Raw genomic sequence first — 16,791 nt, forward strand, 5'->3', positions numbered from 1 at the left:
AGGGTAGATTGCTTCACCCCTTCGGGGTTCGCAATGACACTATGGTAAAAGATATTTCCGGAGTCTACATATAAAGGAGCAATAGCGATGAGTTTAAAATATATCTGGTATGGACACGGCACAATGGGTCTGGAAACCAATGGTCATAAAATAGTCATTGACCCCTTTTTTACCGGGAACCCCGCGGCCAGCACCACCGCCGAGGCTGTCGAAGCTGATTTTATCATCGTCAGCCACGGGCACGGCGATCATATTGCCGACGCGGTAGCGATTGGCCAACGCACCGGCGCGCTAACGATTGCCAACTTCGAGATCATCAACTGGCTTGGTTCGCAAGGGCTTGAGAAACTGCACCCCCAGCATATCGGCGGCGGCTTCAAACATCCCTTTGGCTACCTGAAACTCACCCACGCCTTGCACGGCTCCGGGCTGCCCGACGGCTCGTATGGCGGCAATCCGGCGGGGCTGCTACTGACCACCCATGAAGGTCAGAAGGTTTATTTGGCCTGCGACACGGGGTTATTCGCCAGTATGAAATTGATCGGCGAAGAAGGCATTGATCTGGCGGTGCTGCCGATTGGCGATAATTTTACGATGGGGCCAGATGATGCCCTGCGCGCCGTGAAGCTGCTCAACCCCAAGCACGTCATCCCTGCGCATTACAATACCTGGCCGCTGATCGAGCAAGACGCGGCGGCCTGGGCTGCCCGCGTGGAGAAAGAAACGGATGCCAAAGCGCACGTTTTACAGCCCGGCGAAAGTTTTGAACTATAAAAATAATCCCCCGGTGAGCTATGCTCACCGGGGGATTATTTTTATAGTTGTCTGCACTGATCGCATATGCCAAAAAGTTGCAGCCAGTGATCGCGAATCTGATACCCGCTCTCTTGGGTCACGCGCCGGATCAACCCCAGCGCTTCGAGCTTCTCCAATGTGCGGTAGACACTGACCAACCCCAGGGTTGATTTTACCGCGGGCGCGGTTTTCTATAAAAAAAAAGTGAGGATAGCACAGGGCATATCCTCACTCCTATTCTTTTCCAAAGGCAAACGGGGTTCGTCTTACGGCGTGGGTGTCAGCGTGGAAACACTGCCCGGCGTGACCTCGGGTGTGGTGTCCTCACCTTCTGCAGCCGTGGGCGCCGGAGTCACCAGATTGACCCGCACCACCAACACCTGCCCCACATACAAATCGTTGGGGTTTTCTGCCAGTTCGTCGTTGCGCTCGATAATATCATCCACCGTGCTATTGAACTTCTCGGCGATCAGGCCCAAATTATCACCCGGCTGAACGGTATACTCCACGCGTGATCCTGGCGGTAAATAATCGGGCAACGGGGTAGGGGTGGGCAATTCGGTGCCGGGCGGCGGGATAAGTAATTCATCGCCCACTTTGATAATCGGATTCGCCGGATCAAGCCCCAGGCGTTCGCGGTTAGCCTCCACCAGCACCAGATAATCCATTTCAAATTTCTCGGCGATGCCATAGAGCGTATCTCCATCTTCCACCACGTAGATCACCGCGCCGGAGCGCGTCGGCGTGAGGCTGGGTTCAGGCGTATTCGTGGGAGGTTCCACGGTGGGAGTTTCGGTTGGGGTAGCGGTCGGCGGGACCTCGGTGGGGGTCGGCGTGACCGAGGGGGTGGGCGTCTTTGAAGCGAACAAGCCCGCCAGGCTAATCTCGGGCATCCCTGCCCCAGTTAACCAGAAAATCAACAAACCCGCGCCGACGACCAACAATAAACCCGCGGCAACAAAAATCAATGTCGGGGTGCGATTGGCCCGTTGTTGCTTCTTGCGATAGGCCGAGATAATATCTTGGGGCGATTCGTCTTTAGCCATAAATTACTTACTCCACGAACCTTTGAAGACTTATTTTTTTTAGAACCGTACTTACAAGAATATTAAGTGAACATCCAGAAATATATTCTTGGCTAAATGGGTTCAATCTGAGTATGATTTGGGGAAATGAGCAGCAATTTGCACAGATTGAACCCATTTTTCGGGAAGTTATTTTTAGACAATCACAAGAATAACTTGATTGATTCTACCTTACTTTTGGCAGATAGCCAATCAGCGCATCACGCCCAGCGAATCCCACACAGCCCAATCCTGGCCTGAATCGCCATTGGAAAGCACCACCAGATAGAAGCGCACCGTCTGCCCGACGAGGGAATCCAGTTCAACTTTGATCTTCCGCATCGTACTATCGCAGGTTTCTGTCCACGTGCCAAGTTGATGGTAGGTGGTTTCACCCTGCTTGGCATAATAGATACGGAAAATAGCATTCCCCGCGCCACAAGAACCATCTGGCATGGCGATAAAGCCTATTTTGGCCTGGATATAATCGCCCGCGCCCACAGTATAGGGTTCGTAGCGCCCGATGATATAACTGTTATTGACCCATTTGGGATGCGTTTCGAGTATCTTGCCGGTGAGCTTGCCGTCTTCGAGTTTTTGGGCATCCTTAATCATTGCAAAGCCGTTGGCATCGGTATCCGGGCCACCGTAATTGATGTCGGTATCGCCAACGGTATCGAAGTTAATCGGCTCTGTTCCAGTGCCCCATTCGGCGCCCGAGGCTTTGGCCAGAAAATCGAGCATGACGCCGTGTATTGTGGGTACTTCAATTTCGGCCCAAAAAGATTTCGACTGCGGCCCCCAGCCGAAGATCAACCCACCAGGGTTGCGCAGTTTGAAATAGCCGCGGTACACGCCTGGGTCCAGGGGAGCGACCAAATTGACAGATACATCCACAGTTTGACCGGGAGACACCGTTCCCGCTGTAATAGCAACTTCGGCGGGTGCGCCCATATTATCGCCAGAGATAAATATCAGATGGTAGCCCGAAGTCCAAGTGCAAGAGCCGCCATTTTTCAAGCGCCAAGTTTTCGTATAAGCTGCCCCAGCCGCGATATCCGTGCCATCAGGGATGGTCACATCAATCGGATCGCCAAAGGTAAGAAAATCACACGGAATCGGCGTAGCCGTTGGCGGGGGAGCATTGGTCGGCGGCACCGGAGTATTGGTTGGAATCGCGATGGTTGCCGTGGGCGGGGGCATGGTGGGCGCTGCAGCTTGCTCGCCCTGAGTTGGATTCGCCTGTGGTTGATTGGCAACCTGGGTCATCTGCGCTTCAACCGTTTGCGCCGCCACGGTATGAATCGCCCCGGCCGATTGTTCGATGGTCGGCGTTGGCGCGGGCATATTGCAGGCGCTCAGAGTTAAGAGCAACGCAATGATGATAAATATCCATTTTTTCATAATATGCTCCTTCCACGCGTTTTCAACGCAAAGATACAAGGGTGCAAGGATAAAAATCTCTACGTCTTTGCTTCATTGCGCCACCTGTGCTCTTTAGGGGATTGCGTTAATTCTCTTCAATTGTAAACACCGCTCCGGCGCTATTACCCTGCACCTCGGGGAAGTAGAACTCCCAGGTGCGGGCAGGGATCACGCGATATTCGCCGGGCTGGCTAATCGTCAACAAATAGGTCAGTTCATAGGTTCCCGCGGGCAGGTAATTCACCGTCCAGGCGATGTGGTCATCAAAAATTTGCGGCTCGTTGAAAAACCACCAACCCCAGCCATCCCCGAAAGGATCAACGGTATTATACTCGGCGATACCCTGCTGGCTGGTTTTCAGGCTGGTGTTGAGCACCTCCGCCCCAGCGGGAATATAATCTTCTACAGCAAGGTAGTAGGCTTCGTTTTCGAGCGTCAGGGTCAAATGCACTTCGACCGTATCACCGACGGCGGCTGACGCGACGGGGGACGTCGGGTTTTCGATATTGTAATAGGCGCGCTCAATGTTGACGCCAGCCGAGAGCGATTCCACATCTTCCACGGGGCGCAACACATTGAGATAGGCAGTGTAATACAGGCGTCCCGGCCCATCGTCACGCGTGATGGTGAGGGCGTTGGGATAGTCGGCAAAAAGCTGGGCAACCGGCACTTCGGCGGTGACATCGGTGAGACGCGTGTCGCCGCCCGCCTGCCCCTCGGCCAGAATGCCGCCGTTGAGATCAGCGCTATAAGCAAAATCGCCCGCCAATTCACCAGTACCGCGCATGAACTCGGTGAGCGCCATCAACGACCAGGCAGTTTCGTAGGTTGAAGACCAACCGCCATTCACGTCACGGTGCGCCATCAACCAGCGCACGGCTTCGGGCAGGCTCGCCGAGGCCGGGTCTTGCTGCGCCAGGGCATAGACCACCACGGCAGTGTTGAAGGCCGCAGTTTCCATATTTTGGCGTGCGCTACCCCCTTCCCAATCGATTCCTGCAGCCGTGCGCACGGCGGCGTTAGTTTGCAAATTGGAGAGCAATATTTGCTCCTGACTGCCGCCGCTGCGTTCGTAATACACTGCGTAACTCTGCGCCAGCAGCGCTTGCGCCCACGGGCTGAGTTGTTCGCTGACGGCATATAAACTATCGAGAAGGCCAGCCAATGAGCCGCCCTCCGCTTGAGAATAGCGGCGCGCGTGTGTCAGGGCGAAAGCCTGAAAGACCATACGATCCAGCATCCAGGGCTGGCTGGTCATCTCGACGGTGGGCAGCGTAGCCCAGAGATATTCTTCAGCCTCTACAAAATCATATTTATTGACGAAAACACCCGCATCGCTGGCGCGGCTGAGGGCAAACAACACATAGGCGGTAATATAAGGGTCGCTCTCGACAATTTCATCCCACGCAGGCCGAAAGACAGGCCACCAGCCCCAGCCGCCATCGCTGTTTTGGGTGCTCATCAGGCGCGCCAGGCCAAAATCCAGGGTGCGGTCGAGACGCGCAGCCAGCTCGGGGGCATCCAGGCCGAGGCTCTGAATGGCGCGGTAGGTTTCGAGATTGGGCAAAAAGCGCGAGACGGTTTGCTCAGTGCATTCGTAGGGATAATGTTCAAGGACTTCCAGCCCGGCGGTCATGGCGGCGGCCAGGGACGGGGAGAGGGTGAGGGCCAATTCCCCCGAGGCGGGGTCAAAGCTCTGGGGCAGACTGACCAACTCCAGGCGTTGACCGGCAACGTCCAATGTTCCGGCGGTGCCGAAACGCTGCGGGGCCAGATAGCGCACTACGGGCAAATCCCCCCACACGGGCCGCGTCATATCCTGATACAACACTTCCCCTTGTAAATTTTCGCCCGTCGCCGAGAATATCATCGCCACAGACTCGGCAGCCTGCACGGTTCCCCACCAATGGAGTTCGGCGCGCTCACCCGCGGGCACCTCCACGCGCTGCAATTCGAGAGCAGGATCATCGAGACTGAAGCCGGAGGCCTGCAAAGCCACATCGACGCGCAGATCAGTGGCGCTGTTGTTGTGGACGATGGCGGAAATTTGGCTGTGATCGCCTACCACAAAGAAGCGCGGCGTCACCGGTCGCACAAGCAATTCGCGGCTGGTGACAACATGCGACTCGGCCTGCCCGACGCGGGTATCCATCGTCAGGCCGCGCACATCGAGATGCCAGGTGGTCAGACTGTCGGGCAAAATGAAAGTAGCCGTAGCGCGCCCGTCGTTGTCGGTGACGATTTCGGCGTTCCAGTAGGCGGTATCGGGGAAATCTTCGCGCACGAATGGCGACATAATATCGCCGCCACCACCGCCCATGCCGCCGGGGATGTACATTTCGCGCTGGGCATGCATGGTAAGACCCAGGCTGGTGCGCACGCCCAAGGGTTGCTCATCATAGAAAAATTGCATAATCTCCAGCGAGTTGGGATCGGCGAGGGCCAGCGCGGCCAGATCGGCGAGGGCCAGCGAGAACTCACCCAGCACAGGGTTGCCCGCAACATCGGTGACGCGCACCTCCACGCTGATTTCGCTGCGCGGGGTGAGATGTTCGGGGCAGTTGGCGCCACTCTCACAGGTGACGTCGCGCCCCTCGGAGACGGCTAAAATCTCGATATTGAGTTCCATTGCTTGCGGTGAAACCGGCAAATTGAGATACGCCTGACGGAAATCCATGCGCCCGGCTTCATTGGGGCCAATCAGCGTAACGGCGATATACACGTTGGGGGCGTCGTCTTCGTTCAGGGGCAGTTCCAGCGTGTGGCCGTTCTCATTGATGGCGAGCGTGAAATGCTCGCTAATGGCGCCGCGCTCCACAGTGACGAGGGCTTGCGTCCCCGCGCCGAGCGGATTGGGGATAAAGATGCGCGCCGTGTCGCCGGGCTGGTAGCTCTCGGCATCGGCGGAAAGGCGCATGATCTGATTGGGGAGATTGGGCCAGATCGCCCGACCCGCGCCGCCCACCCAGATGAGGGTTTGCGTCAGCGCGCCCTCGGGGCTGGTGACTTCGAGTTGATAGGTTCCTGCCTCGGGGGGCGTAAAGGCCAGGCGCGCGGCGCCATCGGCTCCGGTGCGCAATTCGGCGCTGGCGATATTTTCGTACACCGGAACCAATTCCGGCGGCATATTAGGATCGCTACTATCCTGACGCTCCCAGGTGACTTTGCGGAAAGCCGCGCTGAGGGCCACATCCGGGGCAGGCTGCTTCTCCCAATTCACGGTGAGGATGTCGAAGCCCATCTCCATGCCCGCGCGGCCCACCCAGGTATCGGGGCGCACGCCGATATAGGTTTCGGCGGGATGTACGCTCCATTCGTGGCGAGCGCTGATGGGGAAGCCGCTCTCGTCGGTGAGGGTCACTTCGAGGGTGTAGGTTTGCGTGCGCTCCGCGGGTGGAAGCTCAAGTTCGAGATTCAGAATCCCCTCCGTATCCGTTTGAGCCGTTCCATAATCAATCTGAGCGCCAAATGTACCGTAGGCGCTGCCCATCCACGAGGGATACAACCAGCCATAACTATCCGGCCCAACGCGATAACCGCCGGGGATATAAAAATATGCCGGAGCGGCGTAGAGATCCCACGAAAGAGGAATATTTCCGGCGGGAGCGTCGAAATAGTAGCGCGCATCCACCTGAGCGGCTACGGTTTGCTCGTCGAGCAAATTTTCGCCCGTTGTGGGCAGGCCAACTTGCAAATTAATCTCCGGTTTGCGATATTCGGCCACATCGAACCACAACGTATCGTAAGGCGTGGCGAGACGGTACGCGCCGGGCGGCGCATTTTCGGGCAGCGTGTATTCGCCGTGCGCCGTGCCAAAGACCGAGAGCGGGTATTCGGTTTCAACAAGCGTGTTGCCATCGCTATCATGGAAACTGATCGGCAGGCTTTGCAGATTCGCCGGAGTGTAGCGGCCATTATAGGCTGTGCGCGCCACCGCCCGGAAGGAGACCGTCTGCCCGGGGCGGTAGATAGGGCGATCGGTGTAGAGGTAGGTTTCCACTTCGTCGCCACTAAAATCGCTGTTCAGGCCGAACTCGTAGGCATCAATACCTTGAGTCCAACGCGAAACCGTCAGGCCAAAAAGCTCGTCGCCGGGCTGGCCGGTGAGGACATAGAAATTGGCGTACATATCTTCCTGCGGCGGGATGTCGAAGGTGGCGATGCCGTTGGCATCGGTGACACCGCTGGAAAGCTGGTTGCCGTTCGGGTCGTACAGGCTCACCGCAAGTCCGGCCGCGGGGGTATTGGCGCGCAAATCCACCGCCCAAACGAGCGCCTGCCTGGAACTGAGTTTAAGGGTTAGATTCAGATTACTGGAGACAAGAATATACGGCCCCGGCGGATAGTCCACATCGGGAGCATCCAGGCGCATGAAGTACAGGCCGGGGTCAAGGCCGCTGCCATCGGGCGTGAGGCTCAGTTGCGCGGCGTAGATGCGGTCGCCGGGTAAATCGAGCGCCTGCCCCCAACTCTGGACGCTGGGCGGCAGGTAGTTGTCAAAATAATCGTAATTTCCGGGTTGTAAAAAGGTGAGAAAATCCGAGAAAGGCAACGCGCCCAATTCGGTATCGACACTGCTGAGATTAGCAGCTTGGGCGACCAGGCTGGTTTCGCGGGGGGTCAGAAACAGCGTATCATCATAATGCCCAAAGCGCAGCATAGGTTCGAGGGCGCTGGTCGTGAAGGTGTAGGGATAATCAAAACCCAGCGTGCTGCCCCAGGGATCAGGAAGATTGGCATCCAGGGTGATTTGATACTCGGTCAGCGGTTGGAAATCGGCGTGGATATTGAGCGCATTGCTGTCGTAATTCCACCAATAGCTGGCGTTCTCTACCGCTGGAGTGATACGGATATAATCGAGCAGATCATCGTTATCGAGTAGCGGGCCGCTGAAAAAGAGGCTCACCCCGCGATAGGGGCGCGATTCGCCGTCCTGATAGGGGTCGGTCGAAATGACCATCAGGCCAGGAATGGTGCGAAAAACCAATTCATAGGTCTCGCCCAGCGGCGTGCCGCCCAACGCCTGCGCGCCAAACGGCAAATGGATGAGATATTGCGAGCTGCGCGCCAGCGGCGCGGCGGGGGTAAAGACCATCACCGTGTTATTTTCTTCCCACTCAAATGTGCCGGTGACGAAATTATTGGCCGCGTCAAAGAGCGTGAAATTCCCCTCCACGCTGGCTGGTTCCATGGACTGGTTAAAGGTCAGAGTGATGGGTTGATCGAGGGGGATGCTACCCGCGCCGTCGGCAGGTTTTGCCGAAAGTAATTCGGGCGATGAGGTGATGAAACTCCACTGGCTCTCAGAGGCCAGCCGCGCGCCGGCATTGCTCTGAAGAGATGGGTCCAGCCGAATATCGTAATATGCGCCACCAAAGAGGGCTGTATCAGGGTAATAAATATAAGTGCTGGTATTGACCCATTCGCCATGCCCCACCACCGCGGGTTCAATTAACAGCGCGGCGGGCAAGCTGGCCGGGTCTGCTCCTAGGGAGACAACTGGCTGGTTAAACGTCACTACCAGCGCCGAGGCCGGATCAATATCGCTCAGGCCGGGTTCGGGCAAGAATTGCACCACTTCCAGCGGGGGCAAAGTGGCATAATCCGCGCGCGCGCCATCGAGCATCGTCAATCCATTGGCGGCTTGCGCGGCGGCGGCCATAAACAGACTCACCGTTGCCGAGGTGGGGAGTTGTTCTGTGGGGAGCAGTTGCAGCGCGGTGTCGTCAAGCCAATTGAATTTGACCGCCAATGGCTGCATCGTACCATCTTCAAGCGCAAGTTCCAGGCGCAAGGCAGATTCCACGGCGACGCGCTGCATGGGCTGGTTGAAATACAGCGTCAGCGCGCCATCCAGGGGCAGGCGCGTGCCCGGGGGCGGATCGATTTCGATCAGCGCGGGGGGCAAAGGCTGCGGCGTGGGGGTGATCGTCGGGGTGGAGATGAGCGTGGCCGTGGGGTCAGCAACCGCGGGTTGCAAAGCAGAGGGCAATACGCAGGCCAACGAAACCAGAAGCAACGCGGTGAGCGAAGCGAATATCAGACGATGGCGGGAGGTGGCAAATAGGATAGTCATCGGCAACTCTTTGAGCGAAAAATGAATCTTGTATTTTTGAGAAAATTATTTCACCACAAAGGCACAAAGTCACCAAGAAATACATTGGGTCTCAGGGAAGCCCCGTAGTAGATGTCCACATTTAGGGGTTTCTCACGGTAGTTCCCAAAGAGCCAATAAAGTGCCCTTTTTTGAGTCTTTGTGGCTTCGCGGTGGATTGTCTCGCGCATGTTTCATTATACACGCGGAATCAAAACTACTTCACAAGTGACTGTCACCTGATATTTACGGCTTTACGCTACGAAATTTGCCGACGGACTTTGCGCAAGGCACCCAATGCCAGCAAATTAAAGAGAATGGCCGCCCCGGCGCTGGCTGCGATCCCCCAGTCAAAGAGAGATGGCGCGATAAAGGCTCCGATGGCGCGGCCCAAAGAAAGCCCGGCGACGTTGAAAGCCATCAGGGTGGCGCGCGCGCCGGGCATGATCTCGGTCATCATGGGGATGCTGCTGACGAGCATAAACTCGAAGGTGATGAAAAATAAAAACAGGCTGATCAGCGCCCCGGGCAAAGTCCCGCCGAGCAGGGGAAAAGCCAGTGCGGCGATGCTGTTGGCGATCAGCCCGATGGCAATGGCGCGCGCCTTGCCGAAGCGATCTGCCAGCGCGCCGACCAATATCTCGGCGATGAATTCAGCCACACCAATCACGGCAGCCGTCCCGCCCAGGGCGAGGACCTTCAAATCGAAGGAGGCTTCCATCCACACGCCGAAGATCAGGTTGATGACTTCGTTGGCAACAGTCGCTGAAATGCCCACACTGAGAGCCGCTAACGCCAATGGCGAGCGCAGCACTTGCCCAAAATTGCTCAGCAGTTTCGGTGGATTCCCCTCGGGAGCAGGATCATGCGGAATGAGCCAGACCAACACCACCCCCGCGCTGATCCCTGCCAGAGCCAACCAGACAAAAGGCGACTGCCATCCCTGACGATCAATCAGCAGGCTGACTAAGGGAATCCCGATAAAAAAGCTCAACGACCAGCCCAATTCGGTCGCAGAGAGCGCCAGGCCGCGGCGCTCGTAGGGGATGCGGTCGCCGAGGTAGGCCTGCATGGCAGGGTCGAAACCGTATTTGCCAAGCGTGGTGAGGATAAGCATGACGACAAAGCCAGGGTACGAAGGCCAGATTGCCAGCACGCCCGCCCCGATGACGAAAAGTATGATCCCGAACAGCATTCCGGTTTTGCGCCCCCAACGGTCAGAAATGGTCGCCAGGAACGCGCCCAACATACCGACCAGCGAGCGATTGGTCATTGCCAGCGAGAGAGTCATTAAGTCTACCCCCAGGCCGCGGCTGAAGACCGCCAGGAAAGGATACACCATGCGATAGATGGTGTTAAAGACCAATCGGATGATGGCGAAGAGGATGATTTGGAAGCGTAGCGATGATTTCATGGATTGAAAGTTGAAAATTGTAGGTTATCAGGCGATTACCCCAACATTTAGCCTTCAACCTTCAACCGATTAGCTTCAATTGAAAAAAATATCCGCGCCACCTGCCAGGCCGCAAATAACGTTAACACTGTCAGGCCAAAGAAGTATAGTTGAATACGCCAGGCATCCGATTCGAGCATCGGGGCTGGAGGGTGCATGACGTTGGCAGTAGTTTGCAGCACGCTAAACAGGGCAATGATATAGGCAATGTTAAACCCCGAGGCCCAGATCGGATTTTCAAGCAACGTCAGCCCAATTTGCAACAGCAGCCCACCAATCGCGAAGACCAACGCCACGCGCCAGCGCGGTTCAGCCAGAAAAAGGCCGTTCCAATTGGCCTGCATGGCCCACAGCGAGATGGGGAGATAGCTGATCCAGAAAAGCAGGCCAGTGCGTCCGATGGCGCGCGACCAGTGGTGCAGCGGTTTACGGCGCAGGATGAAAGCCAACAACCCGACCGCTCCGGCGGCGATAAAAGCCGCCATTGCAGTCCAAACCCAAGCTCCGTGCAAATAGACCACGCGCACGTTGGTACCCAGGGTGGCTTCAGCAGGGCCGAGATAGGTGACTCCAGCGATGGCGAGTAAGGAGAGTACTAATAAAGGGAGGGGTTTTGTAAGCTTCATAGATTTTTGTTTTTTTAACCACAAAGGCTCAAAGACACAAAGAAAAAATCTCTTCTCTTTCTTCGAGCCTTTGTGTCTTCGTGGTTATCTTTATATCCAGGTAGGTTCTTGATAAATGCCGAAGACTTCCTTCATCACCCCCACAATTTCGCCCAGGGTGGCGTAGGCGCGCACCGCGTCGAGGATATAGGGCATGGTATTTTCGGTACCCCGGCAGGCCAGGCGCAAACGGTCGAGAGTTTGCCCGACGCGGGCGTTATCGCGTTCTTTACGCAGTTTTTCCAGCCGCGCCGCCTGACGCGCGTAGCCTTGCGGATCCATCTCTAAAATAGGGATGCTGAGGCGCTTGTCTTCGGCGTAGGCATTCACGCCCACAATGCGGCGGATATTTTGGTCGATCTCGCGCTGATACCGGTAGGCGGCATCCGAAATCTCGCCTTGGAAAAAGCCGCGGTCAATGGCGGGCAGCACGCCGCCCAAGTCTTCGATGCGGCGGAAATAGTCGTAGGCCTGCGCCTCAATGCGGTTGGTTTGCGCTTCGAGGAAATAGGAACCGCCCAGGGGATCAATCGTGTTCGTCACGCCCGATTCTTCGGCGATAATCTGCTGCGTGCGCAGGGCAATCGTCACGGCGTGTTCGGAGGGCAGCGCCAGGGCTTCATCGAGGCTGTTGGTGTGCAGCGATTGCGTTCCGCCAAGCACTGCCGAGAGCGCCTGCAAGGCCACGCGCACCACATTAATCTCCGGCTGTTGGGCCGTCAGCGAGGCTCCGGCGGTTTGGGTGTGGAAGCGCATCAGCCACGAGCGCGGACTCTTGGCCCCGAAAGTGTGGCGCATCTCCCTAGCCCAAATACGACGGGCGGCGCGGTATTTAGCGATCTCTTCAAAAAAATCGTTGTGTGCGTTGAAGAAGAACGAAAGCCGCGGGGCAAATTCGTCAATATCCAGGCCGCGTTCCAACGCCCAACGCACATATTCCATGCCGTCCGAGAGCGTGAAGGCCAATTCCTGCGCGGCGGTTGAACCCGCCTCACGGATGTGGTAGCCCGAAATACTGATCGTGTTCCATTGCGGTAGTTCACGGGTGCCGAACTCTATCGTATCCGTCACCAGACGCATTGAAGGCTCCGGCGGGAAGATATATTCTTTCTGGGCAATATATTCTTTTAAAATATCATTCTGGATTGTGCCGCGCAACTGGTCGGGGCGCACGCCCTGTTTTTCGGCAGCCGCAATATACATGGCCCACACAATTGCCGCGGGCGAGTTGATCGTCATGCTGGTGGAAACTTTATCGAGCGGGATGCCATCCAGCAAGGCTTCCATATCCTTGAGCGAAGAAACCGCCACGCCACACTTGCCAAACTCCCCCAGGGCTTCGGGATCATCGCTATCATAGCCCATCAGCGTGGGCAGGTCAAAGGCAATCGAAAGCCCGGTTTGCCCTTGTTCGAGCAGATATTTGAAGCGGCGGTTGGTCTCTTCGGCGGCGCCAAATCCCGCGAACATGCGCATCGTCCACAGGCGGCCGCGGTGCATGGTGGCATGCACGCCGCGCGTGTAGGGATACTCGCCCGGCAAGCCCAGCTTTTCCGCGTAATCATCTTCGGCGACATCTTGCGGGGTGTACAGGCGCGCAATCGGCTCGGAAGAATTGGTGATGAATTCTTCCTGCCGCTCCGGGAAGCGGGCCAATGTTGGATTGAGGTTATTCGTTTCCCAATGTTCGATCTCTTCATTAAGCCGTTCAAGTTTCTGGGGATCGTACATCGCTACTCCTGAGAGGGTTGCCATTTTGGGGGTTGAACTTGCCGTGAAATTATACCAGTGGTCAGTGAACAGTAAGCAGTGAACCGAAAAACCAATCAGGCCATACGGCCATTCGCTAAAAATGCTATAATACCGGACATGAAATATCATATTTGGACTGCTGGATGTCAAATGAATGTCGCCGATTCGCGCCGCGTGGCGGCTGCCCTTGAGGGGCTGGGCTACACCCCCGTGCCGCGCGCCGAAGATGCAAACGTGATTGTATTGAATACCTGTGTCGTGCGCCAAAGCGCCGAAGATAAAGCCTACGGACGCCTGAATTCACTCAAACCGGTCAAGAAGCAACGCCCCGATACTGTGATTAACCTGATGGGCTGTCTGGTGGGCGTGAAGGGGCATGAAAAACTTCAAAAAACCTTCCCGATGGTGGATGTCTTCTCGCCGCCCTCCGACCCTGGCCCGCTGATCGCGCATCTAACCCAAGATGAGAGCAAAGCCCACGAAGATGCGGCTACCTCACGCCGCTTCGCCTTCATGGATGGCGAGTTATCCCTGCCCATGGAAGAGCGCGGCAACCTCGTCTCGGCCTTTGTGCCGATTGTTTTGGGCTGTTCGCACGCCTGCACTTACTGCATTATTCCTTATAAGCGCGGGATTGAGCGCAGCCGTCCAGTGGGTGATATTGTCGCCGAAGTGCGTTCCATGGTCTCTCAGGGCGTGAAAGAAATTACCCTGCTGGGCCAGATCGTTGACCGCTATGGGGCCGATATTCCTGATGGGCCGAATCTCTCGGCTTTACTGCGTCTGGTACATGATGTCGAGGGGCTGGAGCGCATCCGCTTCCTGACTTCACACCCCAACTGGATGACGACCGAACTGCTCGATACGGTGGCCGAACTGCCCAAAGTAATGCCCCATATCGAAGTGCCTATTCAGGCCGCCGACGATGAAGTGCTCGCAAATATGCGCCGCGCCTACACCGCCGACGATTACCGCCACCTGATCGCCGAGATTCGGGCGCGCATTCCCAATGTCAGCATCGCCACCGATATTATCGTCGGCTTCCCCGGCGAGACCGACGCACAGTTTCAGCGAACGTATGATCTACTCGCTGAACTCAAAATGGATGTTGCCCATTTGGCGCGTTACTCCACGCGCCCTGGCACCGTGGCCGATCGGCGCATGATCGATGATGTCAGCGACGAAGCGAAATGGGAACGCTTCCGCGCCCTCGAAGAACTGCAAGCAGGCATCGCCACCGAGATCAACGCCCGCTATCAGGGCGAAACGGTGACAGTGCTCTTCGAAGAGAAAGTACGCGGTCGCTGGCGGGGACGTACCCCCACCAACAAACTCGTCTTCATCGAAACCGATGACGATCTGACAGGAAAACTCATCCCCGTAACAATCACCTGGACAGGCCCCTGGTCGATGCAAGGGTCCCTAATGCCAGAACCCAATTACATACAACTTCAAACGATTTAGGCGACGCCTATGCAAGCATTGCTTTTTTCCCCTCATGCCGATGAAGCCGCCGTGCTGACCACCTTGCTCCAGCAGGCTGGTTTTGTCGTGCGCGCCACGCGGCATCTCAAACAAGCCCTTGAGACCTGGCCCAACCAGCCCAGCGACCTGATGATGCTGGTCTTTCCGCGCGAGCAGGTTGATATTCTCAAACACATTCGCCAAATGCGCGGCTATACGGCTGCTCCGATTGTGGTGCTGGCCGATATGCTCTCCGACGATCAGCGCGTGGATGTGCTCGAAGAGGGCGCCGATCTGGTGTTTACCAAACCCTACAGCCTGCGCTTTCTGTTGGCTCAAATCCGCGCCCTGCTGCGCCGCAACACCGGTATGCCATTCTTCAGCCTGCCCACCCTCTCCCAGGGTAATCTGACCCTCGACCCTGCCAACCGCTCGGCAATTGTTGGCGAGGCAAAACCGGTGCATCTCACCCAACTTGAATTTCGCCTGCTATACTTGTTAATGACTCACGCTAGGCAGATTGTGCCCGCGGAGACGATTGTTGAACACGTATGGGGCTACAGCGGGGAAGGCAACCGGGAGCTGGTGCGCGGTTTGGTGCAACGTCTGCGCTCGAAGATTGAACCCGACCCGCGCACCCCAAAGTTCATCCGCACCGAGGCAGGCATTGGCTACTACTTCAGCCGCTACGATGAATAGTTAACTGAAAAGGGCTTTTCTCATGAAATTCAAATCGCTCATCCTGACCATAAGCCTGCTCGTGTTGCTCTCGGCGTGTGGCAGCAACGCTGCAAAAGAACCCGCGCCAACTTCCACGCAAACCCCCGCGGCTGCCGAATTAACCCAAGTGGCGCAGACCATCGTAGTCCAGATCACGCAAAACGACCCGGCTGCGCTTACCCAGGCGGCGCAAACCCTTATCGCCCAAATCACGCAATCCAGCGCCGAGACATCGGCACCCACCGTGGAGGCAGTATCCCCCGCGGAAGCAGAGCCACCCACCCCTACCGGCCCGACACCCCTGCCCAGCACCACAGCCATCCCTACGATGACGTTCACCCAAACTGTCACGCTTTCGCCCACGGCCACACTTTCCCCAACCTGGATTCCGGAAGACCCCCGCAATGTGCTGATCCATCAGGTGGGCTGGAGCGCCAACTTCACCGAACCTGCCGACTGGTTTACCTTTGATAATGAAAACACCAGCATTCAGATGGAAAACGGCGAGTTGCAGCTTGTGGCGAAGAATAGCGAGTATATAGAGGTCTGGAGCCTTTCGTGGCCGTATCTCAGTAATTTTTATCTGGAATATACATTCGTGGTCGGCGCGGAACGTTGCATTAGCGCCGACCGCTATGGCATGGTTTTTCGCGCACCTACACCCGAAAGCGGGTATCTCTTTGGGGTAAACTGCAAAGGCGAATACAGCCTGCGTTACTGGGATAGCGTTGAATTCACCGAGATTGTGCCCTGGGCGTATCATGAGCAGATCAATACCGGCGGGGGCGCGGCCAATCGTCTGAGCGTGCGCGCCGAAGACACCAGCCTGAATTTATATGTCAACGGCTTCTTGGTGCATACCGTAGAAGACAGCCACGGCAGCGAAGGGAAATTTGGCGCTTTTATCAAGGCCGATCTCATGGATAATTTCGATGTGCGCATTTTAGAAGCCATTTATTGGGATTTGCCCTGATTTGTATAAAAAATCATACGAACTGCATTAAATTCACACGGTTTTTATACAATCAGCATATCGTTTTAATACACTGCGATGCTACACTGTTCTCGAAAAAATGTGTCTAATTTTCTTATTGCTTACTCGACACATAAATGGAGAATAAAATGAATATGTTGGCTGAATGTCCTTCTTGTGGCGCTTCTGTCAAAGTGACCAGCAGTGTCAAACTCGGTGAGATCATCAAATGCACGCTGTGCAAAACCGATCTCGAAGTTATCTGGCTTGATCCCCTGGAACTGGATTTGGTCTACGAACCCGATGAAGAACTTGATGATTTCGACTACGACGACAGCGATGATGATTTTGACTACGACGACTACGAAGACGAAGAAGAAGACGAC

11 protein-coding genes are annotated in these 16,791 nt (G+C 56.2%); 5 read left to right on the plus strand and 6 right to left on the minus strand.

Going from position 1 to position 16,791, the window contains the following annotated elements:
- The first annotated feature begins 87 nt into the window (after nt 1–87).
- Complete coding sequence (locus HN413_08205) at nt 88–774, plus strand: metal-dependent hydrolase (GenBank protein ID MBT3390378.1); 687 nt, start codon at nt 88–90, stop codon at nt 772–774.
- A gap of 287 nt (nt 775–1,061) precedes the next feature.
- Here HN413_08205 and HN413_08210 read toward each other — a convergent pair whose 3' ends face one another.
- The 6 genes from HN413_08210 to HN413_08235 form a co-directional block, all read right to left on the minus strand.
- On the minus strand, nt 1,062–1,841 hold the full coding sequence (locus HN413_08210) for a LysM peptidoglycan-binding domain-containing protein (GenBank protein MBT3390379.1): 780 nt from the start codon (nt 1,839–1,841) through the stop codon (nt 1,062–1,064).
- A 231-nt stretch (nt 1,842–2,072) separates the two neighbouring features.
- The gene (locus HN413_08215) at nt 2,073–3,263 is read right to left on the minus strand and encodes a hypothetical protein (GenBank protein ID MBT3390380.1); all 1,191 of its coding nucleotides are present in this window, start codon (nt 3,261–3,263) and stop codon (nt 2,073–2,075) included.
- Between the two features lie 106 nt (nt 3,264–3,369).
- Complete coding sequence (locus HN413_08220) at nt 3,370–9,360, minus strand: hypothetical protein (GenBank protein MBT3390381.1); 5,991 nt, start codon at nt 9,358–9,360, stop codon at nt 3,370–3,372.
- Between the two features lie 277 nt (nt 9,361–9,637).
- On the minus strand, nt 9,638–10,792 hold the full coding sequence (locus tag HN413_08225; GenBank protein ID MBT3390382.1) for an MFS transporter: 1,155 nt from the start codon (nt 10,790–10,792) through the stop codon (nt 9,638–9,640).
- A gap of 47 nt (nt 10,793–10,839) precedes the next feature.
- The gene (locus HN413_08230; GenBank protein MBT3390383.1) at nt 10,840–11,457 is read right to left on the minus strand and encodes a hypothetical protein; all 618 of its coding nucleotides are present in this window, start codon (nt 11,455–11,457) and stop codon (nt 10,840–10,842) included.
- Nucleotides 11,458–11,547: 90 nt separating this feature from the next.
- Nucleotides 11,548–13,227 carry a methylmalonyl-CoA mutase family protein gene (locus HN413_08235; protein ID MBT3390384.1) on the minus strand — a complete coding sequence of 560 codons (1,680 nt, stop codon included), beginning with the start codon at nt 13,225–13,227 and terminating at the stop codon, nt 11,548–11,550.
- Nucleotides 13,228–13,365: 138 nt separating this feature from the next.
- Here HN413_08235 and miaB point away from each other — a divergent pair, with 138 nt between their 5' ends.
- The 4 genes from miaB to HN413_08255 form a co-directional block, all read left to right on the plus strand.
- Nucleotides 13,366–14,712, plus strand: a complete 1,347-nt coding sequence (gene miaB, locus HN413_08240) for a tRNA (N6-isopentenyl adenosine(37)-C2)-methylthiotransferase MiaB (GenBank protein MBT3390385.1) — start codon at nt 13,366–13,368, stop codon at nt 14,710–14,712.
- A 9-nt stretch (nt 14,713–14,721) separates the two neighbouring features.
- Nucleotides 14,722–15,411: a response regulator transcription factor gene (locus HN413_08245; protein MBT3390386.1), complete on the plus strand. Its 690-nt coding sequence runs from the start codon at nt 14,722–14,724 to the stop codon at nt 15,409–15,411.
- Nucleotides 15,412–15,433: 22 nt separating this feature from the next.
- Nucleotides 15,434–16,405 (plus strand): hypothetical protein, encoded by a 972-nt coding sequence (locus tag HN413_08250; protein ID MBT3390387.1) that lies wholly within the window; start codon nt 15,434–15,436, stop codon nt 16,403–16,405.
- Between the two features lie 155 nt (nt 16,406–16,560).
- Nucleotides 16,561–16,791 (plus strand): hypothetical protein (locus HN413_08255; protein ID MBT3390388.1); only part of this gene is annotated, 231 nt, incomplete at its 3' end.

The sequence above is a fragment of the Chloroflexota bacterium genome (assembly GCA_018648225.1).
In the GTDB taxonomy this organism is placed as follows: domain Bacteria; phylum Chloroflexota; class Anaerolineae; order Anaerolineales; family UBA11858; genus NIOZ-UU35.

Excerpts from the sequence above, each read along its gene's own strand:
- HN413_08230 (MBT3390383.1), bottom strand. The coding sequence starts at position 11,457 with ATGAAGCTTACAAAACCCCTCCCTTTATTAGTACTCTCCTTACTCGCC.
- HN413_08235 (MBT3390384.1), bottom strand. The coding sequence starts at position 13,227 with ATGTACGATCCCCAGAAACTTGAACGGCTTAATGAAGAGATCGAACAT.
- HN413_08245 (MBT3390386.1), top strand. The coding sequence starts at position 14,722 with ATGCAAGCATTGCTTTTTTCCCCTCATGCCGATGAAGCCGCCGTGCTG.
- HN413_08205 (MBT3390378.1), top strand. The coding sequence starts at position 88 with ATGAGTTTAAAATATATCTGGTATGGACACGGCACAATGGGTCTGGAA.
- HN413_08225 (MBT3390382.1), bottom strand. The coding sequence starts at position 10,792 with ATGAAATCATCGCTACGCTTCCAAATCATCCTCTTCGCCATCATCCGA.
- HN413_08250 (MBT3390387.1), top strand. The coding sequence starts at position 15,434 with ATGAAATTCAAATCGCTCATCCTGACCATAAGCCTGCTCGTGTTGCTC.
- HN413_08210 (MBT3390379.1), bottom strand. The coding sequence starts at position 1,841 with ATGGCTAAAGACGAATCGCCCCAAGATATTATCTCGGCCTATCGCAAG.
- HN413_08215 (MBT3390380.1), bottom strand. The coding sequence starts at position 3,263 with ATGAAAAAATGGATATTTATCATCATTGCGTTGCTCTTAACTCTGAGC.
- miaB (MBT3390385.1), top strand. The coding sequence starts at position 13,366 with ATGAAATATCATATTTGGACTGCTGGATGTCAAATGAATGTCGCCGAT.
- HN413_08220 (MBT3390381.1), bottom strand. The coding sequence starts at position 9,360 with ATGACTATCCTATTTGCCACCTCCCGCCATCGTCTGATATTCGCTTCG.